Genomic DNA, 25,518 nt, shown 5'->3' on the forward strand with positions numbered 1-25,518 from the left:
TTTATTAATTAGACGAGTGCTTTCTGGAAAAAGTTTCTAAATTGAAAACGATAATTTAACCTTAAGGTGGGTATGTAAATCTGATAGGACCATGATGGGATTTCTCCATTAAGCAATAAATATAAATAATGTAAAAATATCCAACTATAAAAATATTGAATCGAACTTTTTTGTTGTTGAAAGCATATTTACTACGAGTGTTAGGGAAGGGAGGGAACAATTTGAGGGGATTACCCATAACTGAAGAGCAAGCGAGAGAGATGTATGAGGAGCATGCCCCTTATGTATACGGAATTGCACTTATGATGACGAAGTCAAAGGCAATCGCCGATGATATCGTGCAGGAAGTTTTCCTCCGTGCCTATCAAAAATATCATCTATATGATCCATTGAAGCCATTGCGTCCGTGGTTATTCAGAATCACGATGAACATCATCAGAGGTACGCTGCGAAAGCAGCGATGGCTTACCTGGATGGGTCAGGTCCCGGAGACGGAATCCTCTCAATCGTTGGAAGATCTCGTTATGCAAAATGAACGTGAAGAAGAATTATGGATGGCTGTTAATCTCTTGTCGGGCAAAAGGAGAGAGGTTGTCATTATGCATTATTATACCGGACTGTCTCTGCGCGAAACCGCAGCTGTTCTCGGGATTCTTGAGGGGACATGCAAATCTAGGCTTCATGCAGCTTTGAAACAATTGCGAAAGGACAGTAAGGAACACCATCTTTTCATTAAGGTAAAGGAGAATGTGAAATGACTCTGGATTCCAAATCTAGACAAGACCTTGGTACGGATTTACCACCTGATGTTGCCGATGCTGTCCAGAATCGCCTGAATCAACTACGCCCCCCTGTCTCTTTCGAGACTATGTGGCAGCGGTATCAACCGTCCGACTTCCATAATCCGAATGGGAATCGTCCGAATCCCAAGCTTGTACGCAGAAAAAGGCTTTTGGTTGCCCATGCATTCGTCTTATGTACGGTGATCATTATGGGAGCATGGCTCTTGTCACCAGCGGTAGGTGATGCTCTTCAAAAATCCCGATTCATAGAGCTGCTGTATAAGAGCACGGGTACTAGTTTTGGCAATGGACTTGAACAGATTGAAAAACAGAACCTGAGTATCCAAACGAACATTTCAGTGACCGATAAGGACATCCGATTGACTGTAGCCGATGCCTTTTATGATGGTATTCAAATTGTGGTTAATTATGAGGTGGAATTTCTTAAGGGCAAGAAGAACTTGACCCCTGACGATGCTGCGGTGTATTACAAGCTTGAGATAGAAGAAGCTAAACCTACGATGATGTGGACCCATGTGTTTACGATTACCGGAGAACATACCTTTGTGGGAACGACTTTGATTGATACCTCTGTACTGCCCGAGCATCCTAGGCTGACCATGCGGGTAGAACGAATTGGCAGTATTCAGGGCAATTGGAACTTTACGATTCCTTTATCTACGGAGAAGACGGCGTCTCTAACTACCAAATTTCGGCCTCAGATTTCGGGCACTTATTTCGATAAACATTTTACTGTGGATGAAATCATCTTCACACCGGTATCCACTCAACTAGTCATAAAAAACGATGATTTGGATCACAAGCTGTTTTATTGGATCAAAGATGATCTGGAGACTCAGTTTGAATCTGGAGGCGGACAGGGAGGAAATGGAGAGAATCGTTTGAACTTTGGTCCCACGTCTGCGATTAATCCCAAGCCACCATTCATAACGATGATGATTAATAGTTATCAGATGGAAGCAGGTGATTGGACACAAAGAGACGTTTTTGCAGATTATACAGGCATATTTCCTGTAGTAATGGAAGGGAATAACGGGGGAACCATTAAGATTACAGGCGTTCAGTTTCTTGATGATACAACCGTAGTGGATTACGAATCGAGTGATGCTGTGAATCAGCTTCCAACGCTTACGCTGGAGGACTCCACCGGCAAAAGAATTCGGCCTAACAAGCGTCCCATTCGTGTGGAAAGGGACAAATTTGCTTATAGTGTACAATTCCCAAGGCTAGAATCTGGGTCCATAACTCACTTCGTCAATATGGTCGAAGAGTACAAGAAGGTACCGCCCAAGCCGATGGAAGTCAAGATTCCGCTTGACTGGGAACATATCACGTCCAAACCAAATCCATAAGCATCGATGTTAAGGTCAGGCTCTCCCATGGGTGGGCCTGTTGATTTTGCTGCAAGCGTATAAAAATTATGACTTTACGCACACTTAGTGAAAGAAGTTTTGGATAGGGGGACCTTATTTGGGTACTGTAGGCAATAAGCTATCTATTGCAGCCTTGGGCGGAGTCAATGAAATTGGCAAGAACATGTACATCATACAATACGATAATGACATCGTAGTCATCGACTGCGGTTCCAAATTTCCCGATGAAAGCTTATTAGGGATTGATTTAATTATTCCGGATATCAGCTTTTTATTGGAAAATAGGGATAAAGTGCGGGCTTTGATTATTACACACGGGCACGAAGATCATATCGGTGGGGTCCCCTACATTTTGAAGCAATTGAATATCCCCATTTATGCGACAAGGCTAACACTTGGATTAATTCAAAATAAATTAAAAGAAGCGGGTCTGCTTGCCGAAGCTAGTCTCATACAGATCCATTCGGATTCCAGTGTTGAGCTTGGTTCCATGACTACAACCTTTTTTAAAACCAATCACAGTATTCCTGATTGTCTGGGCGTCGTATTTCAGACACCAGAAGGTACAGTTGTACATACGGGAGATTTTAAATTCGATTTGACTCCTGTCAATGAGCAGTATCCTGACTTTCATCAGATGGCCGAAATTGGGAAAAATGGCGTATTAGCTTTATTATCCGAAAGCACCAATGCGGAGCGTCCCGGATTTACTCCATCGGAACGAATTGTAGGTGAACACATTGAAGAGGCCTTCAGCAAGGCTAAGCAAAAAGTGTTTATTTCTACCTTTGCCTCCAATGTCCATCGTCTTCAGCAAGTTGTAGATGCGGCATTTATAACGAATCGCAAGCTGGCCTTGCTGGGTCGAAGTATGATCAATGTAGTTAATATCGCATCACAGCTCGGATATATCAATATTCCTGAAGGCATGCTGATTGAAGCAGGCGATATCAATAAAATGGCCTCTGATCGAGTAGCTATCCTCTGTACCGGAAGCCAAGGCGAACCGATGGCTGCTTTAGCCCGATTGGCCAGTTCTAATTACCGGCAGGCAGAAATTGTAGCTGGGGATACCGTCATTCTCGCCGCTACACCCATACCAGGCAATGAACGAAATGTTGCGCGTATCGTAGATAATTTATTTCGAATCGGTGCTAAAGTAATTTACGGGTCAGGATCGGTAACAGGGATGCATGTTTCCGGACATGCGAGTCAGGAAGAGCTGAAATTAATGCTTACCTTGATGAAACCCCAATATTTCATTCCAATTCATGGGGAATTCCGTATGCTTCATCAGCATAAATGGCTGGCTGAATCTGTGGGAGTGGACAAGGACAATATTTTCATCATTGATAACGGTGAAGTCGTTGACATTGAGAATCAAGTGGCCCGTCAAACTCGAAAAATACCGTCAGGCAATACCCTTGTAGATGGTTGGGGAATCGGTGATGTTGGTAATATCGTATTGAGGGACCGTAAACATCTGTCGGAGGATGGGATTCTTGTCGTCGTGGTTACACTTAGCAAAATGGACGGTAAAATTTTATCCGGGCCCGATATCATCTCCCGGGGTTTCGTCTATGTTCGTGAGTCGGAGGATTTGATGGAGGAAGCAAGTCTTATCGTAAAAAACACCATTACCCAATTACAGGCCCAAAATGTGAATCAATGGAACTCACTTAAAATCAATGTGAAGGCAGTGTTAGGGCGATTTTTATATGAGCAGACAGGTAGGCGTCCCGTCATTCTGCCGATTATTATGGAGATTTGAAAGTCCGGTGAACACGGCCTGCAAAGCTCAATTGCCACTAATCTTTGAAATCCTCGAATATCACACAAACAATCCTGCAACATTTGCAGGATTGTTTGCTTTCGGTTACTTAATAGTGATGTATCTGGTATTACGCAGCTCCTCTACCGCGAACAAGTCCCCTATGGAGTCAATTCCAAAACTGTTACCTTATATTCGGTTACGGGAGCAGGGGTCTTCTTCACTTCCTCGCTCCCTGTGTATATGCCTGTAATCGTGACAGGCCCCTGTTTGAAGCGGACATTGCCGGTCAGCAGCACATAGCCGTTATTAAGCTGGATCATCGCTTTGTTATCATCAACCGAGGTGATCGTGCCTTGGAAACGGATCTTTTCGTTTTTGTGGAGTGTCATCTCGGTTAACGGAATATCCAGCGCTGCTCCACCGGGCTTGGTATCGACTATCGCCCTGACAAAGGCATAACGGCCATTACGATACTCGTAAACAGCTTTTTGTCCGGCACCCTCACCTGTCGGATTATCGATTAGGAGTGCTCCCGTGGGATCGTAGTCCAATTTATCAGCTTCAACATCGAGAACTTTAAACAGCTCTGGCGCATTAACCTCGTAGGCAATATATCGGGCCTTACGGGTTTTGGAAGCTGCTTCGAGCAATAAGGACGAGATGTCTTTTTTGGCACCAATCCGGTCTGACCATTGAATCGATTTTATGGTGACGCCCTGATCGATAGCGGTCTTCGAGGTTTCGATCTTTTGATCAGGAAGCAGGCGGGCCAGCACCAGAGTTTTGTTATCAAGCACTCCTACAGCTGTCAGCTTGGCTCCGGCCTGTCCTTTGTTACTAATCACATTGGTAAAGGCAAGCTCAGTGCCTGCCGCTTTACGCAGCAATTGCAGCGGATCAGCTTCGAGCCAACGCTGTTCAAGCTCACTCACTTCCTTATCCGTGTCCTTGTATTCGTTCAAAACCTTATACAAGGCTATGGCATCTGCGAACTTTTGAGTGGAAGCGAGCTGCTCGGCGCGTTCAAATTGCTTGCGGATCGTCGTTTGAATGTAAGTGTTTGTTTTGGATGAAGGACCGCCAAGCTCTTTAGACGATTGAAACAGAAGGACGTTAGCAATAAAGCCCTTCAAATCGTTTTTTTCCTGCTTTGCAAGTGTTGATTGAGCATAGGTCTCAAGCTTTGGCTGCAGCCATGCGGCCTCGACATGGTAAGCATCGTAGAACTTGCGGATACCCGCTACCTCCTTCAACACCTCCCCGACCGTTTTGGTTTTGAAGCTGGCATCCAGCCGGGCTTGATCATAACGTTCGAGCAGCTTATTCAGCTCCAGCTTCTTCGTATTTTCATCCTTAAAGTAAGCGGCTGGCAGCTGCAGTAAATAAGCGATAGCATTATCTCCATTAAATGTCTTTTTGCTGATGTCACTTTCCAGACTCTTGATCAGAAGCTGTTTGGCGTAGGCGAACGCATTGGTAAAACGCTCATCCATTTGCTCGGAGGCTGACATTTCGGCAAAACGTTTTTGCGAAGCTTCGTTAAGTCCCGCCAGCTCTGTGGCTTTTGCTTGATATGTAGTATAGGTTTTGAGAAGCAGTGTAATATCGTTCACGTTTTCGGCAGCTTTCAGGTCGGCGGAAAGTGAAGTGAACCAGCCCTTAAGGGCTGCAGCGGGATTCAGTGCAGTCAGCGCCGCGGCGGTTTCCTGCTCTTTATAATCAATCATACGAATTTGCTGAGCCTTGGAGTAAGCTTGCTGAGCAGCCAGCTCGTTGCCCGCGGCCTGCAGCTGCACACCTTTGGCGTATAGTTCTGTCTTTTGCCAGCTTATATAGCCTTTGTATCCGGCCAGGCACAATGCGGCAGCCAATACAATAACAGCCGCATCGCGAGATCGTTTCGAGCGTTTATACATGAAAGAAGCCAATGGGCACCCCTCCTTTTTTCATGTTTCAACAGCGGGACATATTCACCACAGTTCTAGATGATCCCCTGAAGTTCTGGATCAGCCTCGTACTTCTGTTTCAGCAAAGCTGTAAGTCTTGGGTAAAGCTGTGGAAAAGAATCCGGGCTTTCGGCGACCAGTTGCAACAGTCTGATCAAACGTTCACGAGGCAGGTCATCGATAAAATCGGCGATTTGATCTTGATACTGAACCACATAAGTTTTCACGCGTAACGCTGCTGTGAATACGAGCGCGAGCGCGGCCCGTCCACCTGGCAGGGCTTCGATTTCTGGTCGATAGCGGATAACGTAATCGATAGCGTCACGTTTGACAAGCTCGGGACTGACCTTGCTGACCTCAAATAAATACAGGACAAAATCGGCATCGAACGCTTCAGGCAGCAGCGTGCTGAGTTCGAGGTCCATATCCTTACGCAGATTAAAGTGGTTCAGGCATATGATCTTGAGAATTTTCACTTGATTGCCGGAAAATAAATAACCGATTTCCCGCAGCTTTTCATAAGCTTGCTTATAATTCTCTGCCTTCAAATCGGCGGCAGCATCCTCAGTATCCAGCAGCAGCCCTTCACGAATCGTGCGGTTTTCGCTTTGCAGTAGTTGGTTGAGCAAGCTTTTCTCCAGATGGGGCGTATATTTTTTGCGCAGCAGGACATACAGCACAATAAGTGCAATACCTGCCAGCAGCGAAATCAGCATTTCCATAAGATTTTTACCCAGCACTATTGCTGCAAGGGCTCCCGTACCAAGAATCAATACGTCTCTTTGGGCATGGCGTTTCAGAATCGTATGCAGCAAGGGCAGCAGTGGAGTGAACTTGCCTTCAATTCCGCAGTTTATACAGGTATTGTCCCACAATGAGGAGTAGCTGCCGCAACCTTTGCATTGCTTCAAACGTTCAAAGGTATGGCTGGTTCGACGGCTGGGACGGAAATGGGCAGCGATTTTATTTTTCATGGGCGTCACCCTGATTTAATTGACTTTTGAATTCAGCATCTATGCGGTCCAGGGAAAGCTCATTCCGCTTGCTTTTATGAAACTGGATCCATCGATTCAAAACGAAAATAACGCTTAACGCGAGCAAGGTATAGGTCAGCATTTCATGCACCTCCAATGTATCGACCACAGATATCAGGTTGAACGGTCCGGTACCTTATGATTCGTCCGACAAGGCTCGTTTCCTTTTCGATATGTGGGCTGTAAGTAACCTTAAGAATATCATAAGAAATGGGACAGTGGAATTTTATGCTCTAAAAGATTAAGATGGTGAGTAGATAGTCTAATCGTAATTGAAAGTTTTGGAGGATTAATAACGTGAAGAATAATAGAACGCTCATAACGATCGCTGCCGCCATGCTTGCGTTGGTGCTTGCTTTTCCGCATCTTACTCAGGCAGCAGGCAGCGATACGAAGATCGATGCTGTGCTTTCGGTGGATGTCAGCAGCTCCATGAACGAAAGTGATGTGAACAAGGTAAGCTATGAAGCGATGAAAATGTTCATTGATATGGCTTCAGTCCAGGGTGACAAGATCGGTGTGGTGGCGTACACAGATCAAATATTGCGTGAAAAGGCGCTGCTTAAGATCGGCAGTGCAGCTGACAAGCAAAGCTTGAAAACATTCATCGATCAGCTGACGAGAGGACCTTATACGGACATAGCTGTTGGAGTCAATGAAGCTGTAAAAATCCTTGAATCCGGTGGCAGCGAGCCTGGGCATGTACCCTTGATTGTTCTGCTGACAGATGGCAACAACTCACTGAATGCCGGAAAGAGTCAGCAGCAGTCAGATCAAGTGTTGAATGAAGCTGTCAAGAAAGCCAAGGATAAGGGCATACCGATCTACACGATTGGCTTGAATGCAGACGGTACGTTGAACAAGGATGTTTTGGAGCGCATTTCGGCTGACACAGGCGGAAAGCTGTTTATTACCTCGACGGCTGACAAGCTGCCGCAAATCTTAAGTGAAATTTATGCGAGTCACCTGAAGCTTAAGGTGGTGCCGCTCACAGGCATTACGGCGAACGGCCAGTTTCAGGATGTAACGATCAACATTCCTAATGCGAGTGTGCTGGAAGCCAACATTTCCATGATGTCATCCAAGCCTGTTGAGGCGAAGCTAATTAATCCGGCCGGTCAGCAGCAAACGATCCCTTCCGACAAAATTATTTACTCCGCTTCCTCCGCATATACGCTAATCAAGCTGTTAAGCCCGATTCAGGGCGATTGGAAGCTGCAAATTAAAGGCGTACCAAAAGAAAAAATCGACATTAATTTAATTTATAACTACGATGTGCAGGTGTCGATGGAGGTTTTGTCGTCTAATTCTTATAAGCCTGGCGACACGGTGCCGATTAAAGCATTTTTGGAGTCCAACGGCGCCAAGATAACCGATGCCGAATTATACAAAAATCTAAAGGCGGCGCTGGTCGTAACCGATCTCGATACGAAAAAAACGTCAGAAACACCACTTACCGCTTCCGTTCAAGGGATAGAAGGAACATTCAAGTTTGCTGAGGCGCATGATTATGAAATCAAGGTAAAGGCGGAGGATGCGAGCTTTGTTCGCGAATCACAACCGGTCACCGTATCCGCCAAAAAAGCAGGATCGAGCGCACCTGCGCCTGCACCGACCCCGCCTGCTGGTAGCAGTGAAGCGACTGCGGGAAGCACTAATGCGCTAGTTGGGCCTATCGCCTGGATTGCGGGTATTCTGCTTGTGTTGATCGCTGCCGGGTTGTTCGCAATATCCCGCTGGAAGAAAGCGAACAAAGGCTTTTTCGGGCAATTGGTCGTTGAAATCAAAGATGAGGACACCGGAGAGCGAACGACTCCGCAGTACCGCAAGCTGAATGCGTTCAAGGGCAAGGTGGAGCTTCACCAGCTGCTGCAGTTGGCGCCGGAATTTGCCGAAACGAGGCAGATTGTGTTCAAGCCGGGTCCTGGTGACACAGTCGTTCTGTACAATCAATCCGGTTGTGTTATCGAAAAAGGCGGTCGTGTATTTGACGCAGTGAATGGCAAGGAGCTTAAAAACAACGATCGCATTAAAATTTTATTACAAAATATAAATAAATCCATCACGGTTGAATTTATTAAATAAAATCCATGTGCAAACCATGAAACAGGATGCGGCATTATATCGCAGTAGGAGATGTGGACAATTGACACGGTCGAAGACACACCTCCTTATCCTGAACTTTCCTGATTTGGACAAGTCATCTTATAGGGGGACAAGCGAAATGAAAGCAGTTGTCAGAGAGCATATTCAACAGCTGGATGTGTCATTGGGCGGAGGCATTATCAGCGACAAGATTCGTGTCGATACGATAGACAATCCGATGCTCGTAATCGGGCTTGGCGGTACAGGGATTGACGCGCTGCTGCGTCTGAAATACCAGATCAATCGCAGATTCAAGCTGCCGGAGGATCCATTCACGAAGAAGAAAAAGGAGAAGCCGGCGAATGTCGAATTTCTCGCACTGGAAACGAATGAGCATGACCGCAACAAAAAATATAAAGGCATCGGTCTCGATCCGCTAACCGAATTTGTGCTGCTCTCCAATGCCGAGATCGGCAGCGTGCTGCAAAACCGCAGCATTCTGGAGCCTTACATTCGTGAATGGCTGTCACCGGAGCTGACGATCACAGACGGCATTAATGGCGCATCGGGTGTCAGACAGGCGGGGCGTTTGCTGCTGTTTACGAAAATTGTACAGGTTGTGCAAACGATTGAGCGGAAAATAAAATCGCTATCCGTAGGCACGAACAAGAAGCTGATGGTATTCCTACTGACGGGCCTTGCCGGAGGTACAGGCAGTGGCTGTTTCCTCGATATCGCGTATATCGTACGGGGTATCATGGAGCGCGATTACGGCTCCGCAGGTGTAGATAAGGTCAATGTGCTTGGCTATTTGTTCACGCCTGACGTCAATTTGGCCAACAAAAGCCTGACCGAGCATTCACGCGAATATATTAAAAAGAACGGCTATGCGGCGATGAAGGAACTGGACTACTGGATGAATGTCGATGAGCGCAGTGAGCGGTTCAAGCAGCAATACGCTAGTATCCTGAACGTTAATTCGCCCATGCCTCCATTTAATTTGGCGCATCTCATTTCAGCTACCAATCTCGAAGGCAAGCTGCTGGAAAATGCTTACGACTACTGTATGAATGTAACGGCGGAGAATATCACCAACTTTATGGCCAGCGAGGACAAAAGCTCCGGTGAGGAATTTGCGATCCATGACTATATCAGTAACATCCGTACGAATATTAATCAAATGCCGAAGACGTATGCCGCCAACTACCAATACAATATTTTGGGTGCGTCCTCTGCGGTGCTGCCGATTGAGGAAATGACGACATATTTGGCGTATAAAGTATTCCAGCGCATGGAAAAGATGTTTGATGCTGGACCCACGCAGGAAGAAGTGGAGAAGCTTGCGCACAAGCTGGGCATAGATCCGGACTCCGTGCATCGCGAATTCGGCAAACGTGTTCCCGAACCCATTCCCGGCTATGAGAACAGCGAGCGGTTAAGCTATACCAATGTGATCAAGCAGCAGGTGGTGAATATCGATACGGAGCTTGAGCAAAGCTTCCTGTCACGTGCTCGTGAGGAATACATCAAGAGCCGCAAGCAGCTTCCTGGTCAGATCAAGGAAAACTTCACTGAGCAAATGACGAAAATTTTCGGGAATCCCGAGCAAGGCCCTTTCTACGTGTCACGGATTATTTTGCAGGACAAAGGCTTTTGCTTACTCAAGCTGATCTCTTCCTATATAGAAGCATTGCGTGAAAGCATCTATCGGATCCCTCGTGATGTGGAGTCTGCCGAAGAGCAGTCGGTGCAGAAAATGACCGAAGCCCGCAGCGCGTTCATCTCCAAGGATCGGAAAAAGGACGCTTTTATCGAGTCCAAAATTCAGGAATACCTGCTGCATGCCGACCGTGAGCGGATGGAGCAGATGGTCGAGTTTTATGAGGATTTATATAAATTGATCAATGATGAAAATTCACGGATTTATCAGGTGTTTTCTGAACTGTTAAATGAGCTTAATAAAATATTTGAGAAAAATGGCCGTATTCTGACCAATGGTGAGGAAGCCGTCGATCATAAAGGGAATCGCACCTATTACTGGAACGTTGTCAGTATTCCGGATATTGCTTCGCTAGTCGGCGAAGTGACCAATGAGAAGAACGTCAATGAATTGATCCGTGACTTTACCAGTGAGCTGCTTGCCAAATCGAACCATTGGATCAAGGAGCAGGAAGTGGACGTGATCAGCTCGATCTCCGAGTTTTTGACCGATCATTTTGGCGATTTGATCACTAAATCGATGGAGGATTACCTGATCATCAAGTATGGACACGAGGATTCCATCGAGAAGCTTGTTGAGCAGCGAATTGCGAGCCGCCTCTATGAAGAAGCAAAGCCAGTCTTTCATTTGAGCAACAGCTCGGGACATTTTAATTTCCCTTCATGGGGTTTTGTTTCCGTACCGTTTAAAGCGCCAAGTATTTTTAAGGGTATTCGTAATTTCCAGGATAATGCGATTGCCAATTCACGTTTCACGATTAAGGAAAGCCAAGTGAAAAACCGCATATTCTGGTTGAACACACAAAATGGGGTCCCGCTATTCCTCTACACACCGATGAAGGTATACGAGGAAAGCTATGAGCGAACCATTCTTGAGCCGGAGGGTGTCGGGCGGCATCTGGTACAGACGGATAAAATCAATTGGACCTATTTGCCATCGCCGATCCCGGAAAAATCGTGGGGCGATACGTATCAGAACGGAAGGGTGAAAAACTACAATGCCGAGGTGCGTTTTTCGTTCGAGCGTGCTTTAACCCTTCATGTGATCCGCCAAAAAGGGGCAGACAGCGGGACGATTAACCGCTATGAATGTTTATTTACGAAACCTTTTGATCTGAACCATTATTTGGAGAGTTATTCCTTGCAGCTTGCTGCATCCAGACCGAATCTGGGTGAGCTCCAGCGCTGCGTGGGCGATTTGAAGCAGCTGCTAGAAAAAGGCCTTGAAGTTGAACGCACGAAGGATATTTTTGGCAGCGTGAATTCCGATATGGCCAAGGAAAACCTGATCCGTTCACCAGAGCTGTTGAAGCTGGTTAAGGAAGAGCTGCACAAATACGACCAAATTGCTGCGAAAATCGCCGAGCTGGAAAAGCTGCTGAACGCCCATAAGGACGAGGAGAGGCTGATTACGAATTTTATTGAAGCTATTTATACCTCGACTATCACCAAAAAAGGTGCGCTTTACGTATATGATCACGACGCCGATGAAGATCCTTGGGAGCCGTTCATTAATTTGATGAAGGTCAATAAATTTGTCGATTTCGAGATTTACAGCAAGCTCCGTGAGCTTACCGATAAACAACAAAACCTGCTGCAGCGCAAAGCATCAAGACGCAGCCAAAGCCTGAGCGCATCGGATGATATCAAGCTGCTGATCGAAACTCTGCGCCAAATGGCCGAGACTTATCAGGAATCGAAAGACGCGCTTGATTACGAACGTGCCGAGCTGGCCAACGGCGAAGCGATGTATCAGTTCTATAAGCAGGTGTCGAGCAGGGTGAATGACATCTTGAAGAGTTTAAAATAAGTCTTTGTGGGGCTCGGTGAATATGGATTCATCGTGGCGGTTATTCCGGGAAAGGGATGGTATTCCACCGCTGTTGAAGTTCAAGTTGTTTTGATTATATGTTTAGAGGTAACAACTCGAACTTCAAAGGCGGCCGTTACACTTTCCATACCATTCCCTTTCCCTCCATAACCTCCATGAATCCATATTCACCTAATCAATCCCTCAAACAGACTTCTTTTAGTGAAAAGGTAGAAGGGCGACTGTAACCCAGCAGAGCAGGGGTTAAGCGTCTAAGTGCTTAAAGTGCTTAAAGCACAAGAGCATTTAAGGCTAAGAGCTTAAAGACGCAAGCGCTTAAAGACTTAAGAGCCCAAGAGCCCGAGCGTTCTTGAACCGAGAACAAGAGTAAATACAGAAGCAATGCTGGAGGAAAAACAGGTATTGCTCAGAAAATTGGCAGTTTAGTAGAGGCCAAGAAGTACAACACAAAGAAGCACATCATACAGAAGTCAACTCATAGAAGTACAACACAAAGGAGTATAGCTCAACTAGGTGTACCTCTTTAAGAAACACTAGCCTAAAGCCCAGGCAATTCCATACTATCTTTCGCTCATTGGCCAGAACTGCTTTAGCCCGAAACAGCAACAATATCAAAGTCTGTAATAGCGCCTTAAGTAAGCGTGTCCCGAAGGGACGATAAGCGCTTCAAACCTACTAGAGCTTGGGAAACAGCAACATCCAAAGCCAAGCGTGTCCCGTAGGGACGATAAGCGCCCCGAGAACACGATAGTATGCATACGGCAGAGGGAGTCCAGAGGGCAACGCCCTTTGGGACCCTCCCTATAGGGAGGGTTTGGGAGGGTAGAAGCCTCAGATTGAGGGGAAATCATCCGTTAGTATAGAAATAGGAAGCCTTAATGTAAGGACGGGAGGTTGAACAACAGTGAATTTACGCGAAAAGCTGCTCTCATTCGCGAATACATATACGGCCCAAATGGATCACACGGGTATCGATGAGGATGAGCTGCGCAGTATCAACCATCCTATCGTTTTTGTTTTTTTAGGGGATCAGTCCTTGGAAGCCTTGGAGGCAGTGCATGCATTGAACAGCACAAAGTGGAATAACTCCGCAGGTGTTGTTTATCTGCATATAGGAACAAAAGCTCCCGCGGCGCTGGATAATGTATATGGATGGAGCTTGCCGGTCTCTTTGGAAGACAAGAGAAGCCTCAGACCCTCGATCCATGAGCAGTTTTATGCAGACGAGACGAAGCTGCTTGAGTTGAACGTCACTTTACGCAGGATGAACAGCCGGATTTCCGAGTTTGGGCGTATGTATACGCACCTGCAGCGCTTGAACATTGCTGTTGTGACCTCTCTGGATGCCCCCTCCAATGTATTGCTGCCAGAAATTTCGGTGTTGATGCAAACGATTTTTGGAGAGCAATTCCGTTCCGTTGCTATCGATCTGTACGGTTTGCTTGAAGAAAAAGCAGTCGGTGAGCAGTTTGCGCTGCAAGCCTCGTTAGGTGTCAGTTTTTTGCGGGAGCTGGATGTGTATCAGAGCAGGGATTATCATTTTGACGGGATGCTTCAGGTGACGGGTGAAGGCGTACGTCTTCCTGTTGTTCATTCGGCATCACCGTTATTCGATGTGGTATATTTGCTGAGCGATAAGGATGAACGGGGAATATTCGCGGATCATGGGATGCAAGGCAGCTATGAAACCATTTGCAACCTCAATCTATTAAAAAACCGTAAAACCATGAATGAGTTGGATCCAAAGCACGGTGCTTACAATAATCAGCATTTTAAGCAAAATGCAACGCCGCCGGACGGAGACGGACGTTTTTATGCGTCAGCTGGATTTTCCAAGGTGAAGCGGCCGAATTCGGCGATAGCGCTGACCGTTGTTTATCATATGTATAGACACCTGCTGGAGCGGATGAAGGAGAATGCGCAGCTGGAACCTGGGTTTGTTCAAGAACTGCTTGATCTGGAGCCACAGCGGTGGGATCACGATATTCGCTCATTATTACCGGATCGTGAGCGAGCCGTAGCCGGAATGTTTGGTCTTTTGCATGATCATGTTTCCTTGTCCGATTTGCATTCGATGACGCTTCGTCAGGCAGAGTCGGCTTTGTATGGAGGGAATGCACAATTCTTTTTTGATACAAATATGGTAAGAGTGCTGGAAAAGGCTTTTGTCGAGCGGGATTTTGGCGGAGGGCTGAAGAAGAAGCTGGATAGCCGGTTGATTGATCATCCGTTGTACGGGTTTTACGCTGCCTATCTGTGCTCCGCGGATGGTGTGAATGGCAGTCTGATCCATGCGCTTCAGGAGCAGGTGAAGGAAGCTGCGAAGCTTCTGGAGCAAGGACAAGAAGAGCTGGAGCAGCTGTATGCGGAGCGTGTGGATGCTCAGCCTTTTGCCAAAGTATCGTTCTGGGGTCGGATAGCCAACAAAACCTCGGTCAAAAGCCTCAGTCGCTCTTTGCTCGAATTGATCTATGGATTGAAGCTGGATTTGCTGCTACAGGGAATGAAGCTGAAGTTATTGAAGCTGTACCTGCAAGAGCTAGAGAATCTGCATGAACGGGCAAAACCCTTCGTAGCGCGGCTGCAACAAATGGAGAAAGTTTTACAGGATGTAAGCCGAAACAGTATTTCGATGACTAGTGACTATCTAAATCGCAACATCAATGAGTACTACAGGCATGGAGTTGAGCGGATTTTAATGGAGCTGGAGACCCGTCGGGGTGCGCAGTTTTATTTTGAAGAGCGGCAAATGGGTAACGTTTCGCAGCTGCTGATTCAAGGTGAGGACCATCTGCTGGAGCGGTTGATAGCGATGGCGCGGCGTGAAGTATTTGTGCAGCCTCTGTTTCAAAAAACATTCGAAGATGAGCTGCTGGAACGGGCGAACGTAGCTGCCAGCTATGATAACCGAGAGGTACTTTCCAAGGAAGACCTGTTCCGCGATTTGTACAGCACGCTTGAGAACGAGGCCGCCATACGTGCTGATGTTTACCATTCAACACATAAACACCGTTATATTGAAAAATATTTTTTTGGTGATTACGAAAGTGAATTTATTCGCTATGCGTTTGCTATTGATCAGGGCAGTCGTGCCTACAAGCTGGGCTGTGTTCAGGAAATGAAGCATAGCGGTATAGAAAAGCTCAACATTATGGGCGGCTTTCGCATCGAGGATCTGATGTATTACCGAAATGGCAAACGTTATTACGATACGTATTTGCAAAATGGTTTTGCCTTTCATAGCATGGACAATGTGTAAAATAGCTTCAATTAGCACAGCGCTTCGGCGATTGCTGTCGCTATCTGGACACAAATCATATACAAATACCAAACATTCGTTCAAAGAATAACAAACATTTGGTATGATATAGTCAATTAGTACCATATTGAAGAACAGTAAAGTCTCACACAAAACCAGCACAAGCACCAAAGTCGAGCTTGTCCCAACGGGACGAAGGCGCCCCGAGAACAGGAAGTATAGCACACGAGCATCACACCACAAATCAAGCGTGTCCCAACGGGACGAAAGCGGCCCGAGAACACAAAAGTCGCGTATACAAAAAGGGAGTCCAGAGGGCAGCGCCCTTTGGGGCCCTCCCTACAGGGAGGGTTTGGGAGGGAGAATTAATTTGCGTAAATGGAACGGATTACTAACCATATTCAGTTTAATCAGCGGTATAATCGGATTTATAATCGGAGAGTTTATCCTCGACCGCTGGTCAGGAACCATACACGAAACACTGCTGATGGGTTTATACTTCGGCCAATTTGCATTGGTCGTAGGTTTGGGCTGTTTGCTGGCCGAGATCATCTCGCCGCAGCTGAACGGGAAAAGCTGGAGGCTGCGTTATGCGAACGAGGGCTGGAAATTTCTCGTTCCTGCGACACTATTGCTGTTATTCGCTGCGGGGGTCCTGTTCCAATGGGTTTATGGTTTACAGTTGGGAAACAATGACAAACCTAAGGATTACGTTCTGCTCATTGATATGTCAGAAAGCATGAAGACGAATGATCCGCAGAAGCAAAGTATTCAAGCCGCACAAGCTTTAATTAATAAAATGGATGATGGGAAGCAGGTTGCGGTGTTCACATTTAATGAACAAACCCAATTGATTGCTCCATTGACCAAGCTAAAGGATCCCGCAGCGCGAGCGCAGCTTACAGCTAAGCTGAACGCGATTGGAGCGCCGATAGGCCAAACGGATATTGGCATAGCGCTGAATACAGCGATGGAGCATCTGACCAAGGAGCGAGCAGCCAATCGTAAAGCAGCTGTCATTTTAATTTCTGACGGATATAGCGATATAGATGAAGTCAAGGTACTTACTCCGTATCAGCAGCAGCGGACTCAGATCCATACCGTGGGCATTGATTCCACAGAGGTAGTGGGTAATCAGTTGCTTCAGCGTATTGCTGCGCAGACAGGGGGTACCTTTCATGATGTGAAACGGGTGGAAGGTGTCACCAATGCGTTCGATCAAATTTATCAAAATGGACAACGCTGGCATTTGATGAATGAGCGTGCAGGTGCATCAGCAGATGGATACTACGGCTGGCTGCGAGTCATGATGATTCTAATGATTGGCGCACTGCTTGGTTTGTCGCTGGGCATCGTATTCGATAATCGTTTCTTGGCGAAATGCTTTGCCATTGGTGGAGCTCTGGGAGGCCTGATTGCAGGCGTTATGCTGGAAACGGGTTTACAAGGATCGGTAGAGCCTTATATGGTCAGAGTGTTCGCTGATGTGGCTCTCGCTTTGGTGCTCTCATTGTCTACCCTTATTATAGCAATAGGGGGTCCAGGCGGATCAGGAACTGGAAGAAATGGATTTCGCAAAACAGTCTTGGAGCAGCCGATTCGTGGGGAACGCCAAGGCGGTGAGACGATACGCAAGCAATTTCGTTAACCGGTCTTTGTGTTGTTATCGGATCGTGGGCTTGGTTACATGGCTTTAATGGAGTAATTAAATGGGAGGCTGATTTCTTTTGCAATGGGAAGAGCCTGAAATGCAGTACCGAATTGTGAAAGCAGCTAGCCAGGCTTTGGATGGGGAGAGTATCGTCACCTGGCAATGGCCGAAGCATGTGGAGGCTGTATATGTGTACAGCTTCCGGGACGGAACAGAGCAGGATCCAGAGCAGCTGGAATCCAAGCGACTGAAGCTGTTTACCCGGGAGGAATATAAAACAAGGTCAGGCTATCGGGAGCGCATCGAGCATATCGGTGTGCAGGGCTATCGGATATTTCCTTGCCTGATTCGAGGCGGTCAGCCTGTTCCGTTAAAGCAAATGGACCGTGATAATTATTCGCGTGTTAGCGGTGGAAAGGCTAGTCTACGTTATTCAATTAAATATGGAAATAAATGGTTTAGTAAATATAAATCGGTACAGATTCAGCTTTTTTGTGAAATGGCGGTTCCGCAGAACGCGCTGTGTTATGTAAAAAAGGAGGGGGCGTCGCCTGCGAACAAGGAAGACGGTATTGCTTACCCCTTTCTTAATGATTTTGCCGCAGGCAGTCATCGGCTTCCAGAAATTGAAATTGGGAAGAATGAGTTTATCCGACTATTTTTTACCGATGGTAAAGCCTTTGGGACGCTGTATGAACTAATCGCTGAATAGCGATGGCTTACGATATAATCATGTGAAATCAGTTTTGCTAAGGCAAACACTCTAAGGAGGTAAAGCCATGTTGGATTTTTTTAAAAAAATATTTGATAAAAAGCCGCCTATCAAGGAACGGCCTCCTTATTACAGTATTGTGTGCCCACATTGCTTCAGCAAGTTTGAACCGGAGGAAGTGGTATTCCGAGCGAGTCATGTCAAGGAGCATGATGATGATTTTATGCTGCAGGAGGATCGCAAGCTGGCTGATTGGCGCCGCAAATTCAATTTGTCGCAGGTGGATATGGAAGCGATCATTGACCCGCTCACGATTCCAGAAGAGAATAAAACCTACATTCAGAACGTGCTGGTAGCCATTACCGATCGTTATGGTGAAGAAACGAGACGCCGCCTTTGTCCGAACTGTCATAACGAGCTGCCGATTTCGGCCGGCAAGGTTCCGAGCAATATCATTTCAATTGTCGGTGCCTCCCAAGTGGGCAAATCGGTCTATATGACGTCTTTGATCCATACGCTGCAAAATACGACAGCTTCCAACTTTAACGCGGCCTGCATGCCGCTAAGTGCAGAGATCAGCCGCAAGTTCAGGCAAAATTACCACGAACCGATTTTCGAGCGCGGCAGTATGCTGCAATCCACGAACCCGAATGAGCAGCAGGAGCCGTTCATTTTTCAATTTGTATTCAAGGATGAACGTGAGGCGCCGCTGACGCTTGTATTTTTTGATGTAGCTGGCGAAGGTATGGTCGAACGCGATTATCTGGATATTTATGCGGCGCATGTGAAAAATTCATCAGGTATTTTGTTTCTGGTCGATCCGCTGCAAATTCGGAGTATTCGTGATAAGGCGCGTATCCATATTGGGGAAGGGGAAGGCGAATTTGCCAACCGATATGACGAGCCGCGAGAGGTCGTTATCAGCCTGTTCGAAAATTTCATCGCCCACCAGCATAACAGCAAAACGGATATTCCAACGGCGATTGTGCTGACCAAAAGCGATATGCTGACACATTTGATGGAAGAGGATAGTGAATACATCAAACCGAACAGCAACGTCTTCCGTAATGTCGTGCACAAAGGGTTCCTGAACCGCACGGAATTTGAAAATATTAATGGGGAAATTAGCCGTTTTATTGAAAAGGTAGATAGGCCTTTTAAGGATGCGGTTGATGTTTATTTCAAAAATACAGCTTATTTCGCTGTGTCGGCATTAGGTGCAAATCCGGTTAAAAGCCAGCTTGCCGGAGTGATCAATCCGATTCGGGTTGATGAGCCTTTCATATGGCTTTTGTACCAGCTTGATTATGTGGCTAGGAGAGATGCAACGTGATGGAGTCGCGTAAACCGATACAGCAGCAATATTTTACACGGGATCGCGAAGGTGTTTTTCGGACGAATGAGGGCTTCGATACCGTAGCCAAGTCGGAAGGACTGGATGCTGCGTTTATCAAAACAACCTTAAACCCCTACTGCGTCTATAAGGCTCCAAAGGAGCTTTTGGGACGGAATGAGGAGAATGAGGCTCTGTATCCGGAAGCTCTTGTCGTCTTTCACGCAGAGAATGGAGATATGGTTATAAGCCGCAGCTGCTACGTTGGGGTTGATTTTACCGGACAGCGCAGCACTTCGTTCACGCATCAATTCGTGGTGCCTAAGGATCGTAAGGAAGAATTCCTGCGTGAGCCGGAGCGATTGCTGCAAATTAACAGCTTTCAAAGTGCGTATGACATCCGGGAGGGCAAGGTGCTTCCAGAGCTTAATGATATCGGATACCGCGAGGCTGCCCGCAGCCGCAGCATCGATCGAACCGAGCTGCTGCTAACCCGGTTAGGTATTGATCAAATCCGGTTCCAACAGCTTGTATACGCCGTGATGTCATCTGTCGCCAACAAGAAAAAGATATATATCGTGCTGGATACAGATGTTACGGATAGCGCGGAGCTGGCCAAAGATTTATTGGATCTGCTCTATCGCAGTATTCCTTATTCAACACGCCGCCAGCTGGGCTTTATGACATTTAACAGTGAGCCGGAGGGCAAGCAGGGCTTACATATCGTTTTTGTGGAAAAGGGCGGTATTCGGCAGCCGGACCGCAATGTGGAGCGAGAGCACTTATTCGATTTTTCCAATCAACGATTCTTGAATACAGAACTTCCGGCACAGGAGCATTTCTTTCTAGATATGATCTGGAAGAAGCGGCATACACAGGATCAGCTTGATCCTTTATTTGAATTTATTGAGGAAGCGCTGCAGGGAATAAACAGTCAAACGGCGGTGAAGGTACAGACCTATGATGAGCTGTACACCTTGTATGAAATCGAGCAGGGCAATGAGGTGCTGTATGAGGCCAATCGTGACGCCGCAATGCAAGGAATTGTTACCTATGTGAACGCGGAGACACTGAGCAGCAAGGTAAGGCTGAACCAATTATTCATCACGCTAACGCGCAGGGACCTAATGAACGGCGAGTTTTTGCCTTCACCAGATTATGTGAACTGCCTGCTCCAATATTATGCATTCGCCGATGAGGGTGTCAAATCGCTGCTGGACAACTGCTTTATGATCTTCATCAATCGGGCTGCGAATCGTTCTGATGACGGCATGAGCGAGGCTGCACAAATTTTCGATCAATTGCTCGGACGGGAATCAATGTTTGATTCAGTTATGATGGGACTTTACACACAGCAGGCTGGAACGGCGGAACGTTATGTTGCTTACCGTATGGCGAAGGCAGTATCGGTCAAAGCGCTTATGGAAGAAATCCGCTTCTGGATACAGCATAGTGAAAGTATCGTGCAGCAGCGTTTTTTTGCCAATGAGGTACTGAAAAGGGTGAAAAAGCTGCTGCAGACGGACTCCGTTCACAAGCAGCTGGAAACAGCGAATGCCTTGTACCGATATTTTGACGAGCTGCCTGAGCGATCAGGCAATCAGCAGTACGAGGATTTTTGCGGCCAGTTGAAGCTTGAAATCCGTTTGGATTTGTTGGATTCTCTGCAGCCAGGCAATCTGGAGTATGAGGATATCGTTCAGCTGGGTTTTATGCTGGAAAAAGTAGACCAGGAGCTGAACAGTCATCTCGACAAGCGTCAGAAGCAGACGGTTCACCTGCTCAGTACGATTTACAAAGTGCTGCTAATGTCCAAAAAAGAGGATTCCGAGCTTGTGAAGGCCATTGACAGGCTGGATACGCTGGATCTCGAAAGAATTCAGGAGTATTTAAAAAAGCTGCTGTTTACGAAAGTCGGTCCCGAGCATTTCAGTAAAATCGTCTACGCCTTCTATCGACCAAGTCTGGGGCAAGCCTCCGGTTATGAGGCTGAATTTGATTACTATGGATTGCTGGACTATATCGCCTCGACAACCCGAGGCTCTCATACGATCTATGATTTTCTAGTTTGGTCTGCGGAAGACACGCGATTTTTAAACATGAGACAAGTGATGGATGCCAATTACAAGGCTGCGGTCAGCAAATACTTTGATAATCATGATCCCCGGGCGTTCAGGGATAAAGAAGTTAAACAAAAGCTGCTGGCGACTCCGAATGAAAGCTTTGTCACCTTTTTCAAAGCAGTCAAGCTCCGGCAGTCGGGCAAGCTGATTCGTTTTGCTATCAAAAATAGACGTAAGCTTGTCAGGACCGGACTTGTTATCGCTACTCTTGTCATTATACTATTCGTATTCCGCAACCCCATTTCGATGCTAATCGCTTATTTGGGACCTGCGCCTGTGATTGTGGTGGAAGCATTGCCTGCGGAAGCTACTGCCTCTACCGTGACTTTGCAAGCAAGTGCGAGCAATGCCGACCCTGAGATCAAGCTTTATGTGAATGACCAGTTGATCGGAAACGGCAAGATCAGCACAACGATTGATCTGAAGGATGGCCTCAATGTATTTGAGTTCAAGGCGGTTAACCGCGGCGGGAAGGCCTCCGAGGTGGTCAAGAAGCAGGTTACATATGCGATGCCAGCGCCTATTGTGACGATTGAAGCATTGCCTGAGACAACACGCAACAGTTCAATCCAGCTCAAAGTAGGTGCCGCCGACATTCAGGATCCAAGCCCCACCATCTTTGTGAATGGGCAGGCTGTCGGGCAAACCAGTGTCAGCAAAACGATTGAGCTTAAAGCCGGAGAAAATATTATTGAAATTAAAGCAGCGAACAAGCAAGGCAAAATGAGTGAGCCGATTCTCAAAAAAATTAAATATGAGTCAGCTGGACGATGATTAAAATTAACAAAAAAGATTCATACATTTAACATTTGGTTTATATACTAATAGAATGTTGGATACCTTACCTGAAAGGATGAATCTTATGGAACTTATTAATCATATTAACTATACGGACCAGAATGACAACATATACTGCTGTTTACGAAATCGGGTTGTGAAACTCAATCAAGCGCAGCAAGAGCAATTTTGCAAAAGCTGTAAAATGTTCGCTGGTACCGCAGACGGACGCGGGGTCGAGTGTGCGTGGGAGGATGTACGCAATGTCAGTAACCCACATATAGTTATTGATCCGGCGAGAGAGTTTATTTCAAATCAGAGACGTGTAGTGTTTCAGGAAAATTGGAGTCAGCGTACTTCCTATTGCGTTTGAGATAAACAAAACACTTAGACATACATCTAAAAAAAGCGATGCCTAGTCTCCTCATAAGGGGACTGGACATCGCTTTTTGTGTAGTTATTGGAAAACGCAGCACGAGGCAGGAATTTGACATATATTGTCGAAATACGTACTTATAATATTGAAGAGAAGAGGTCATAGAGCTGTTTGCCAATTAAAATGGTCGTGACAGCAATAAAGAGTGGTTTGACATAACTGGCTCCATGACGGATCGCTATACGAGAGCCGACAAGAGCACCCGCAATCATAGCAATGCCCATTGGAAGGCCATAACCGAAATGAACGGAGCCGAGCAGCGCAAAGGCACACAGACTCGCCATATTGCTGGCCAAATTCAATACCTTGGCATTGCCCGATGCGCTAACAAAATCAAAGCCAAGCAGCAAAAACAGGAACAGCAGGAATGAGCCGGTTCCGGGGCCAAAGAAGCCATCATAGAACCCAAGAGCGAAGGCGCACAGAGCAGTGGCCAGCTTGATAGTCCTTGTCATCGGGCGCGGTTTCGTGAGTGCTCCCCAGTTTTTACGTATTAAGGTGTAAATTAGCAGTAGGACGAGCATACAAACCACTAACGGTCTTAAAAATGCGGACGGGACGAGATTCACAGTATACGTTCCAAGGATGGCGCCAATAAACGATAAGGGAAACAAAGCTAGCGTCAGCTTGCCATTTATTTTTCCGGAAAATAAGAAAGACAGTGTGCTGGTCATCGAAGCTAAGGTGCCGCCCAGCTTATTCGTGCCAAGCACCATGCTTGGAGATAATCCAGTAAGCAGAAGTGCGGGGACGGCAATGAGCCCACCACCCCCAACTACCGAATCAATGAATGCTGCGATAAAGCCGGCTGCGAGTAAAAACAACAGCATATCGGTTGATGGAAATTCCATGGTCGTGCTCCTCTGTAAGTTGCTAATTCTTGATATTGTATTAATATGTGTTGAACAACCTGTATAACCAAGTATAGGTAAAGTTAGATGGCTGCACAATACCCAATCCAGAGCAGGTGAACACAAGATGTTGTTCAAATTTCGATCACGCACGATTAAGCAGCATTTTCTGATTTGGTCGATTATGATAATTGTTGTATTTGGTTTGTTTATTAATGCAGCATTTTATTGGATCTATACCAACAATATTCATAAAGAGGTCAACGACCAGCTAGCTGAGAAGCTGACACTGCAGTCTCTCTACATTAATCGTTGGCTGGATGAGAGATCGGCCGATATTAATCAGATTGCTGGAAGACAAGATGTAAAGTCACTGAACTTGGAACTTATGCGAAATGATTTTTTGACCTTTATTAAAAATCAGTCGGAGTTCGGAGACCTCGGTTTTGTTAATATGTCTGGCGATATCATCATCAGTGCCATGAACCCGCAATCGAAAATGAATGTCAGGAATCAGGCATATTTTGAGCAGACCATGAAGGGGAAAATGTATATTTCTGAAGTCATGTTTCCCAGAGTTACCGGAGAACCGATCATCATCTTTTCCTCACCTGTCTATAATGCCAACGGCGAACCGCAGGGAATGATATATGGGTCAGTCAGGCTGGGAACAATTTCCCGGACGATACGATCGGTGCATTTTGGACAAGCAGGTGAGCAATATTTGATTGACGGCTCAGGGATGTTAATAACGGAAGCGCGTTTGGATATGCGTAAAGTATATGGCAGGGATAAAATCGATACGGAAATTTTGCAAAGAGCATTGACGGATTCAAACGACGATTCGATCTACACCAATTATCGTGGGGAAGAGGTGATCGGTTCTTATCAATGGACGAAGGATCGGCGCTGGATTATTGTAGCTGAGCTGAGGACCAGTGAAGTGTTTGCTGCCCGCTCCAATATTATGTGGGTTTTTGTTTTTATCACATTGTGCTTTCTAGTCGCGAGCTTATATGGCATTGTGCTGGTAACGCGGCGTGTGGAAAGACCTCTGGAGTTTTTGCAGCAAGGAACGAAGGTATTGAACGAGGGGCATTATGATTATCGGATTGACCCGAGTGTATTCAAGCATGCGCCTGTCGAGCTGAAAGAATTGTGTGACACCTTCAACATGATGAGTTTTAAGTTAAAAAGCACAGTTAGGCTGCTCGAAGAATATGCCTTGATTGATGCGTTGACTGAACTGCATAATCGTCGTTATTTAGCACAGGAAGGCAGTAAAATCATTGAAAAATGCGTCGAGACACAGCAGCCATGTACGATCATGATGATCGATGTCGATTATTTTAAAAAAGTGAATGATACTTACGGGCATCAGGTTGGGGATCGCGTGCTGCTCCATATTGCCAAAATTCTAAAGCTGCAAACCCGACCGTCTGATTTGGTTGCGCGTTACGGAGGTGAAGAGTTTACAGTGCTCGCGCAGCATACCGATCTGGATGAGGCGATTCTGATAGGTGAAGCGATCCGTAAAAAAATTGAAAATGAGCCTTACAGGGAAGAAGAGTTTCTTATACCTCTGACAGCCAGCGTAGGTATTGCCCAGCTGCCGTTTTTGTCTGAAACAGATATGACGGCGGATACTCGACTAAGTAGTCTCGCCGAAGCTGCTGACCGTGCTTTGTATAGAGCGAAGCAGAGCGGGCGCAACCGGATAGAGTCTCATTCAGATTGGATACAAGCTTAGACAGTCAGCGTTTTTTCGATTGCACAATCCCCTCGGACATGGTATTCTTCATGCGTAACCT

At 46.3% G+C, this 25,518-nt stretch carries 16 protein-coding genes; 12 read left to right on the plus strand and 4 right to left on the minus strand.

What is annotated here, in order from left to right:
- Window positions 1–221 precede the first annotated feature (221 nt).
- The 3 genes from BM210_RS18995 to BM210_RS19005 all read left to right on the plus strand — a co-directional run bounded on the left by BM210_RS18995 (window position 222) and on the right by BM210_RS19005 (window position 3,947).
- The gene (locus BM210_RS18995; protein ID WP_091171390.1) at window positions 222–758 is read left to right on the plus strand and encodes an RNA polymerase sigma factor; all 537 of its coding nucleotides are present in this window, start codon (window positions 222–224) and stop codon (window positions 756–758) included.
- Window positions 755–2,155, plus strand: coding sequence for a DUF4179 domain-containing protein (locus tag BM210_RS19000; RefSeq protein WP_091171393.1), 1,401 nt, complete (start codon window positions 755–757; stop codon window positions 2,153–2,155). Before BM210_RS18995 ends, BM210_RS19000 begins: the two co-directional genes overlap by 4 nt.
- Before the next feature lie 118 nt (window positions 2,156–2,273).
- Entirely contained in the window at window positions 2,274–3,947 is a 1,674-nt protein-coding gene (locus BM210_RS19005) for a ribonuclease J (RefSeq protein ID WP_091171394.1), read from the plus strand.
- 161 nt (window positions 3,948–4,108) lie between these two features.
- Here the strand turns inward: BM210_RS19005 and BM210_RS19010 are convergent, their stop codons facing one another.
- Genes BM210_RS19010 through BM210_RS34885 form a run of 3 tightly spaced genes read right to left on the minus strand, consistent with a single transcriptional unit; the run spans window position 4,109 to window position 7,012 of the window.
- The gene (locus tag BM210_RS19010; protein WP_091171397.1) at window positions 4,109–5,878 is read right to left on the minus strand and encodes a hypothetical protein; all 1,770 of its coding nucleotides are present in this window, start codon (window positions 5,876–5,878) and stop codon (window positions 4,109–4,111) included.
- A 53-nt stretch (window positions 5,879–5,931) separates the two neighbouring features.
- The gene (locus BM210_RS19015; protein WP_091171398.1) at window positions 5,932–6,870 is read right to left on the minus strand and encodes a hypothetical protein; all 939 of its coding nucleotides are present in this window, start codon (window positions 6,868–6,870) and stop codon (window positions 5,932–5,934) included.
- The gene (locus BM210_RS34885; protein ID WP_177237896.1) at window positions 6,860–7,012 is read right to left on the minus strand and encodes a hypothetical protein; all 153 of its coding nucleotides are present in this window, start codon (window positions 7,010–7,012) and stop codon (window positions 6,860–6,862) included. Before BM210_RS34885 ends, BM210_RS19015 begins: the two co-directional genes overlap by 11 nt.
- Window positions 7,013–7,266: 254 nt before the next feature.
- Between BM210_RS34885 and BM210_RS19020 the strand changes: the two genes are divergently transcribed.
- From BM210_RS19020 to BM210_RS19055, 8 genes are all read left to right on the plus strand, one after another.
- Entirely contained in the window at window positions 7,267–9,015 is a 1,749-nt protein-coding gene (locus tag BM210_RS19020; RefSeq protein ID WP_091172512.1) for a VWA domain-containing protein, read from the plus strand.
- Window positions 9,016–9,154: 139 nt separating this feature from the next.
- Window positions 9,155–12,544 carry a tubulin-like doman-containing protein gene (locus BM210_RS19025; RefSeq protein ID WP_091171401.1) on the plus strand — a complete coding sequence of 1,130 codons (3,390 nt, stop codon included), beginning with the start codon at window positions 9,155–9,157 and terminating at the stop codon, window positions 12,542–12,544.
- Window positions 12,545–13,469: 925 nt separating this feature from the next.
- A complete protein-coding gene (locus BM210_RS19030) occupies window positions 13,470–15,824 on the plus strand; it encodes a hypothetical protein (RefSeq protein WP_256223814.1) in 2,355 nt (784 codons plus the stop codon).
- A gap of 370 nt (window positions 15,825–16,194) precedes the next feature.
- On the plus strand, window positions 16,195–17,472 hold the full coding sequence (locus tag BM210_RS19035; protein ID WP_256223815.1) for a vWA domain-containing protein: 1,278 nt from the start codon (window positions 16,195–16,197) through the stop codon (window positions 17,470–17,472).
- Between the two features lie 79 nt (window positions 17,473–17,551).
- Entirely contained in the window at window positions 17,552–18,187 is a 636-nt protein-coding gene (locus tag BM210_RS19040; protein ID WP_091171402.1) for a hypothetical protein, read from the plus strand.
- A gap of 67 nt (window positions 18,188–18,254) precedes the next feature.
- The gene (locus BM210_RS19045; RefSeq protein ID WP_091171405.1) at window positions 18,255–19,520 is read left to right on the plus strand and encodes a TRAFAC clade GTPase domain-containing protein; all 1,266 of its coding nucleotides are present in this window, start codon (window positions 18,255–18,257) and stop codon (window positions 19,518–19,520) included.
- Window positions 19,520–22,417, plus strand: a complete 2,898-nt coding sequence (locus BM210_RS19050) for a GAP1-N2 domain-containing protein (RefSeq protein WP_091171406.1) — start codon at window positions 19,520–19,522, stop codon at window positions 22,415–22,417. The genes BM210_RS19045 and BM210_RS19050 overlap by 1 nt, the downstream gene beginning before the upstream one ends.
- An 88-nt stretch (window positions 22,418–22,505) precedes the next feature.
- Complete coding sequence (locus BM210_RS19055; protein WP_091171408.1) at window positions 22,506–22,793, plus strand: hypothetical protein; 288 nt, start codon at window positions 22,506–22,508, stop codon at window positions 22,791–22,793.
- 140 nt (window positions 22,794–22,933) lie between these two features.
- Here the strand turns inward: BM210_RS19055 and BM210_RS19060 are convergent, their stop codons facing one another.
- Window positions 22,934–23,707, minus strand: a complete 774-nt coding sequence (locus BM210_RS19060; protein ID WP_091171411.1) for a sulfite exporter TauE/SafE family protein — start codon at window positions 23,705–23,707, stop codon at window positions 22,934–22,936.
- A 127-nt stretch (window positions 23,708–23,834) separates the two neighbouring features.
- Between BM210_RS19060 and BM210_RS19065 the strand changes: the two genes are divergently transcribed.
- Window positions 23,835–25,457 (plus strand): sensor domain-containing diguanylate cyclase, encoded by a 1,623-nt coding sequence (locus tag BM210_RS19065; protein WP_091171414.1) that lies wholly within the window; start codon window positions 23,835–23,837, stop codon window positions 25,455–25,457.
- Window positions 25,458–25,518 lie beyond the last annotated feature (61 nt).

The sequence above is a fragment of the Paenibacillus sp. 1_12 genome (assembly GCF_900114475.1).
Taxonomy (GTDB): Bacteria; Bacillota; Bacilli; order Paenibacillales; family NBRC-103111; genus Paenibacillus_S.

Coding starts and splice junctions, on each gene's coding strand:
- BM210_RS19045 (WP_091171405.1), top strand. CDS start 18,255: ATGTTGGATTTTTTTAAAAAAATATTTGATAAAAAGCCGCCTATCAAG.
- BM210_RS19015 (WP_091171398.1), bottom strand. CDS start 6,870: ATGAAAAATAAAATCGCTGCCCATTTCCGTCCCAGCCGTCGAACCAGC.
- BM210_RS19025 (WP_091171401.1), top strand. CDS start 9,155: ATGAAAGCAGTTGTCAGAGAGCATATTCAACAGCTGGATGTGTCATTG.
- BM210_RS34885 (WP_177237896.1), bottom strand. CDS start 7,012: ATGCTGACCTATACCTTGCTCGCGTTAAGCGTTATTTTCGTTTTGAAT.
- BM210_RS19000 (WP_091171393.1), top strand. CDS start 755: ATGACTCTGGATTCCAAATCTAGACAAGACCTTGGTACGGATTTACCA.
- BM210_RS19055 (WP_091171408.1), top strand. CDS start 22,506: ATGGAACTTATTAATCATATTAACTATACGGACCAGAATGACAACATA.
- BM210_RS19065 (WP_091171414.1), top strand. CDS start 23,835: ATGTTGTTCAAATTTCGATCACGCACGATTAAGCAGCATTTTCTGATT.
- BM210_RS19060 (WP_091171411.1), bottom strand. CDS start 23,707: ATGGAATTTCCATCAACCGATATGCTGTTGTTTTTACTCGCAGCCGGC.
- BM210_RS19020 (WP_091172512.1), top strand. CDS start 7,267: ATGCTTGCGTTGGTGCTTGCTTTTCCGCATCTTACTCAGGCAGCAGGC.
- BM210_RS19050 (WP_091171406.1), top strand. CDS start 19,520: ATGGAGTCGCGTAAACCGATACAGCAGCAATATTTTACACGGGATCGC.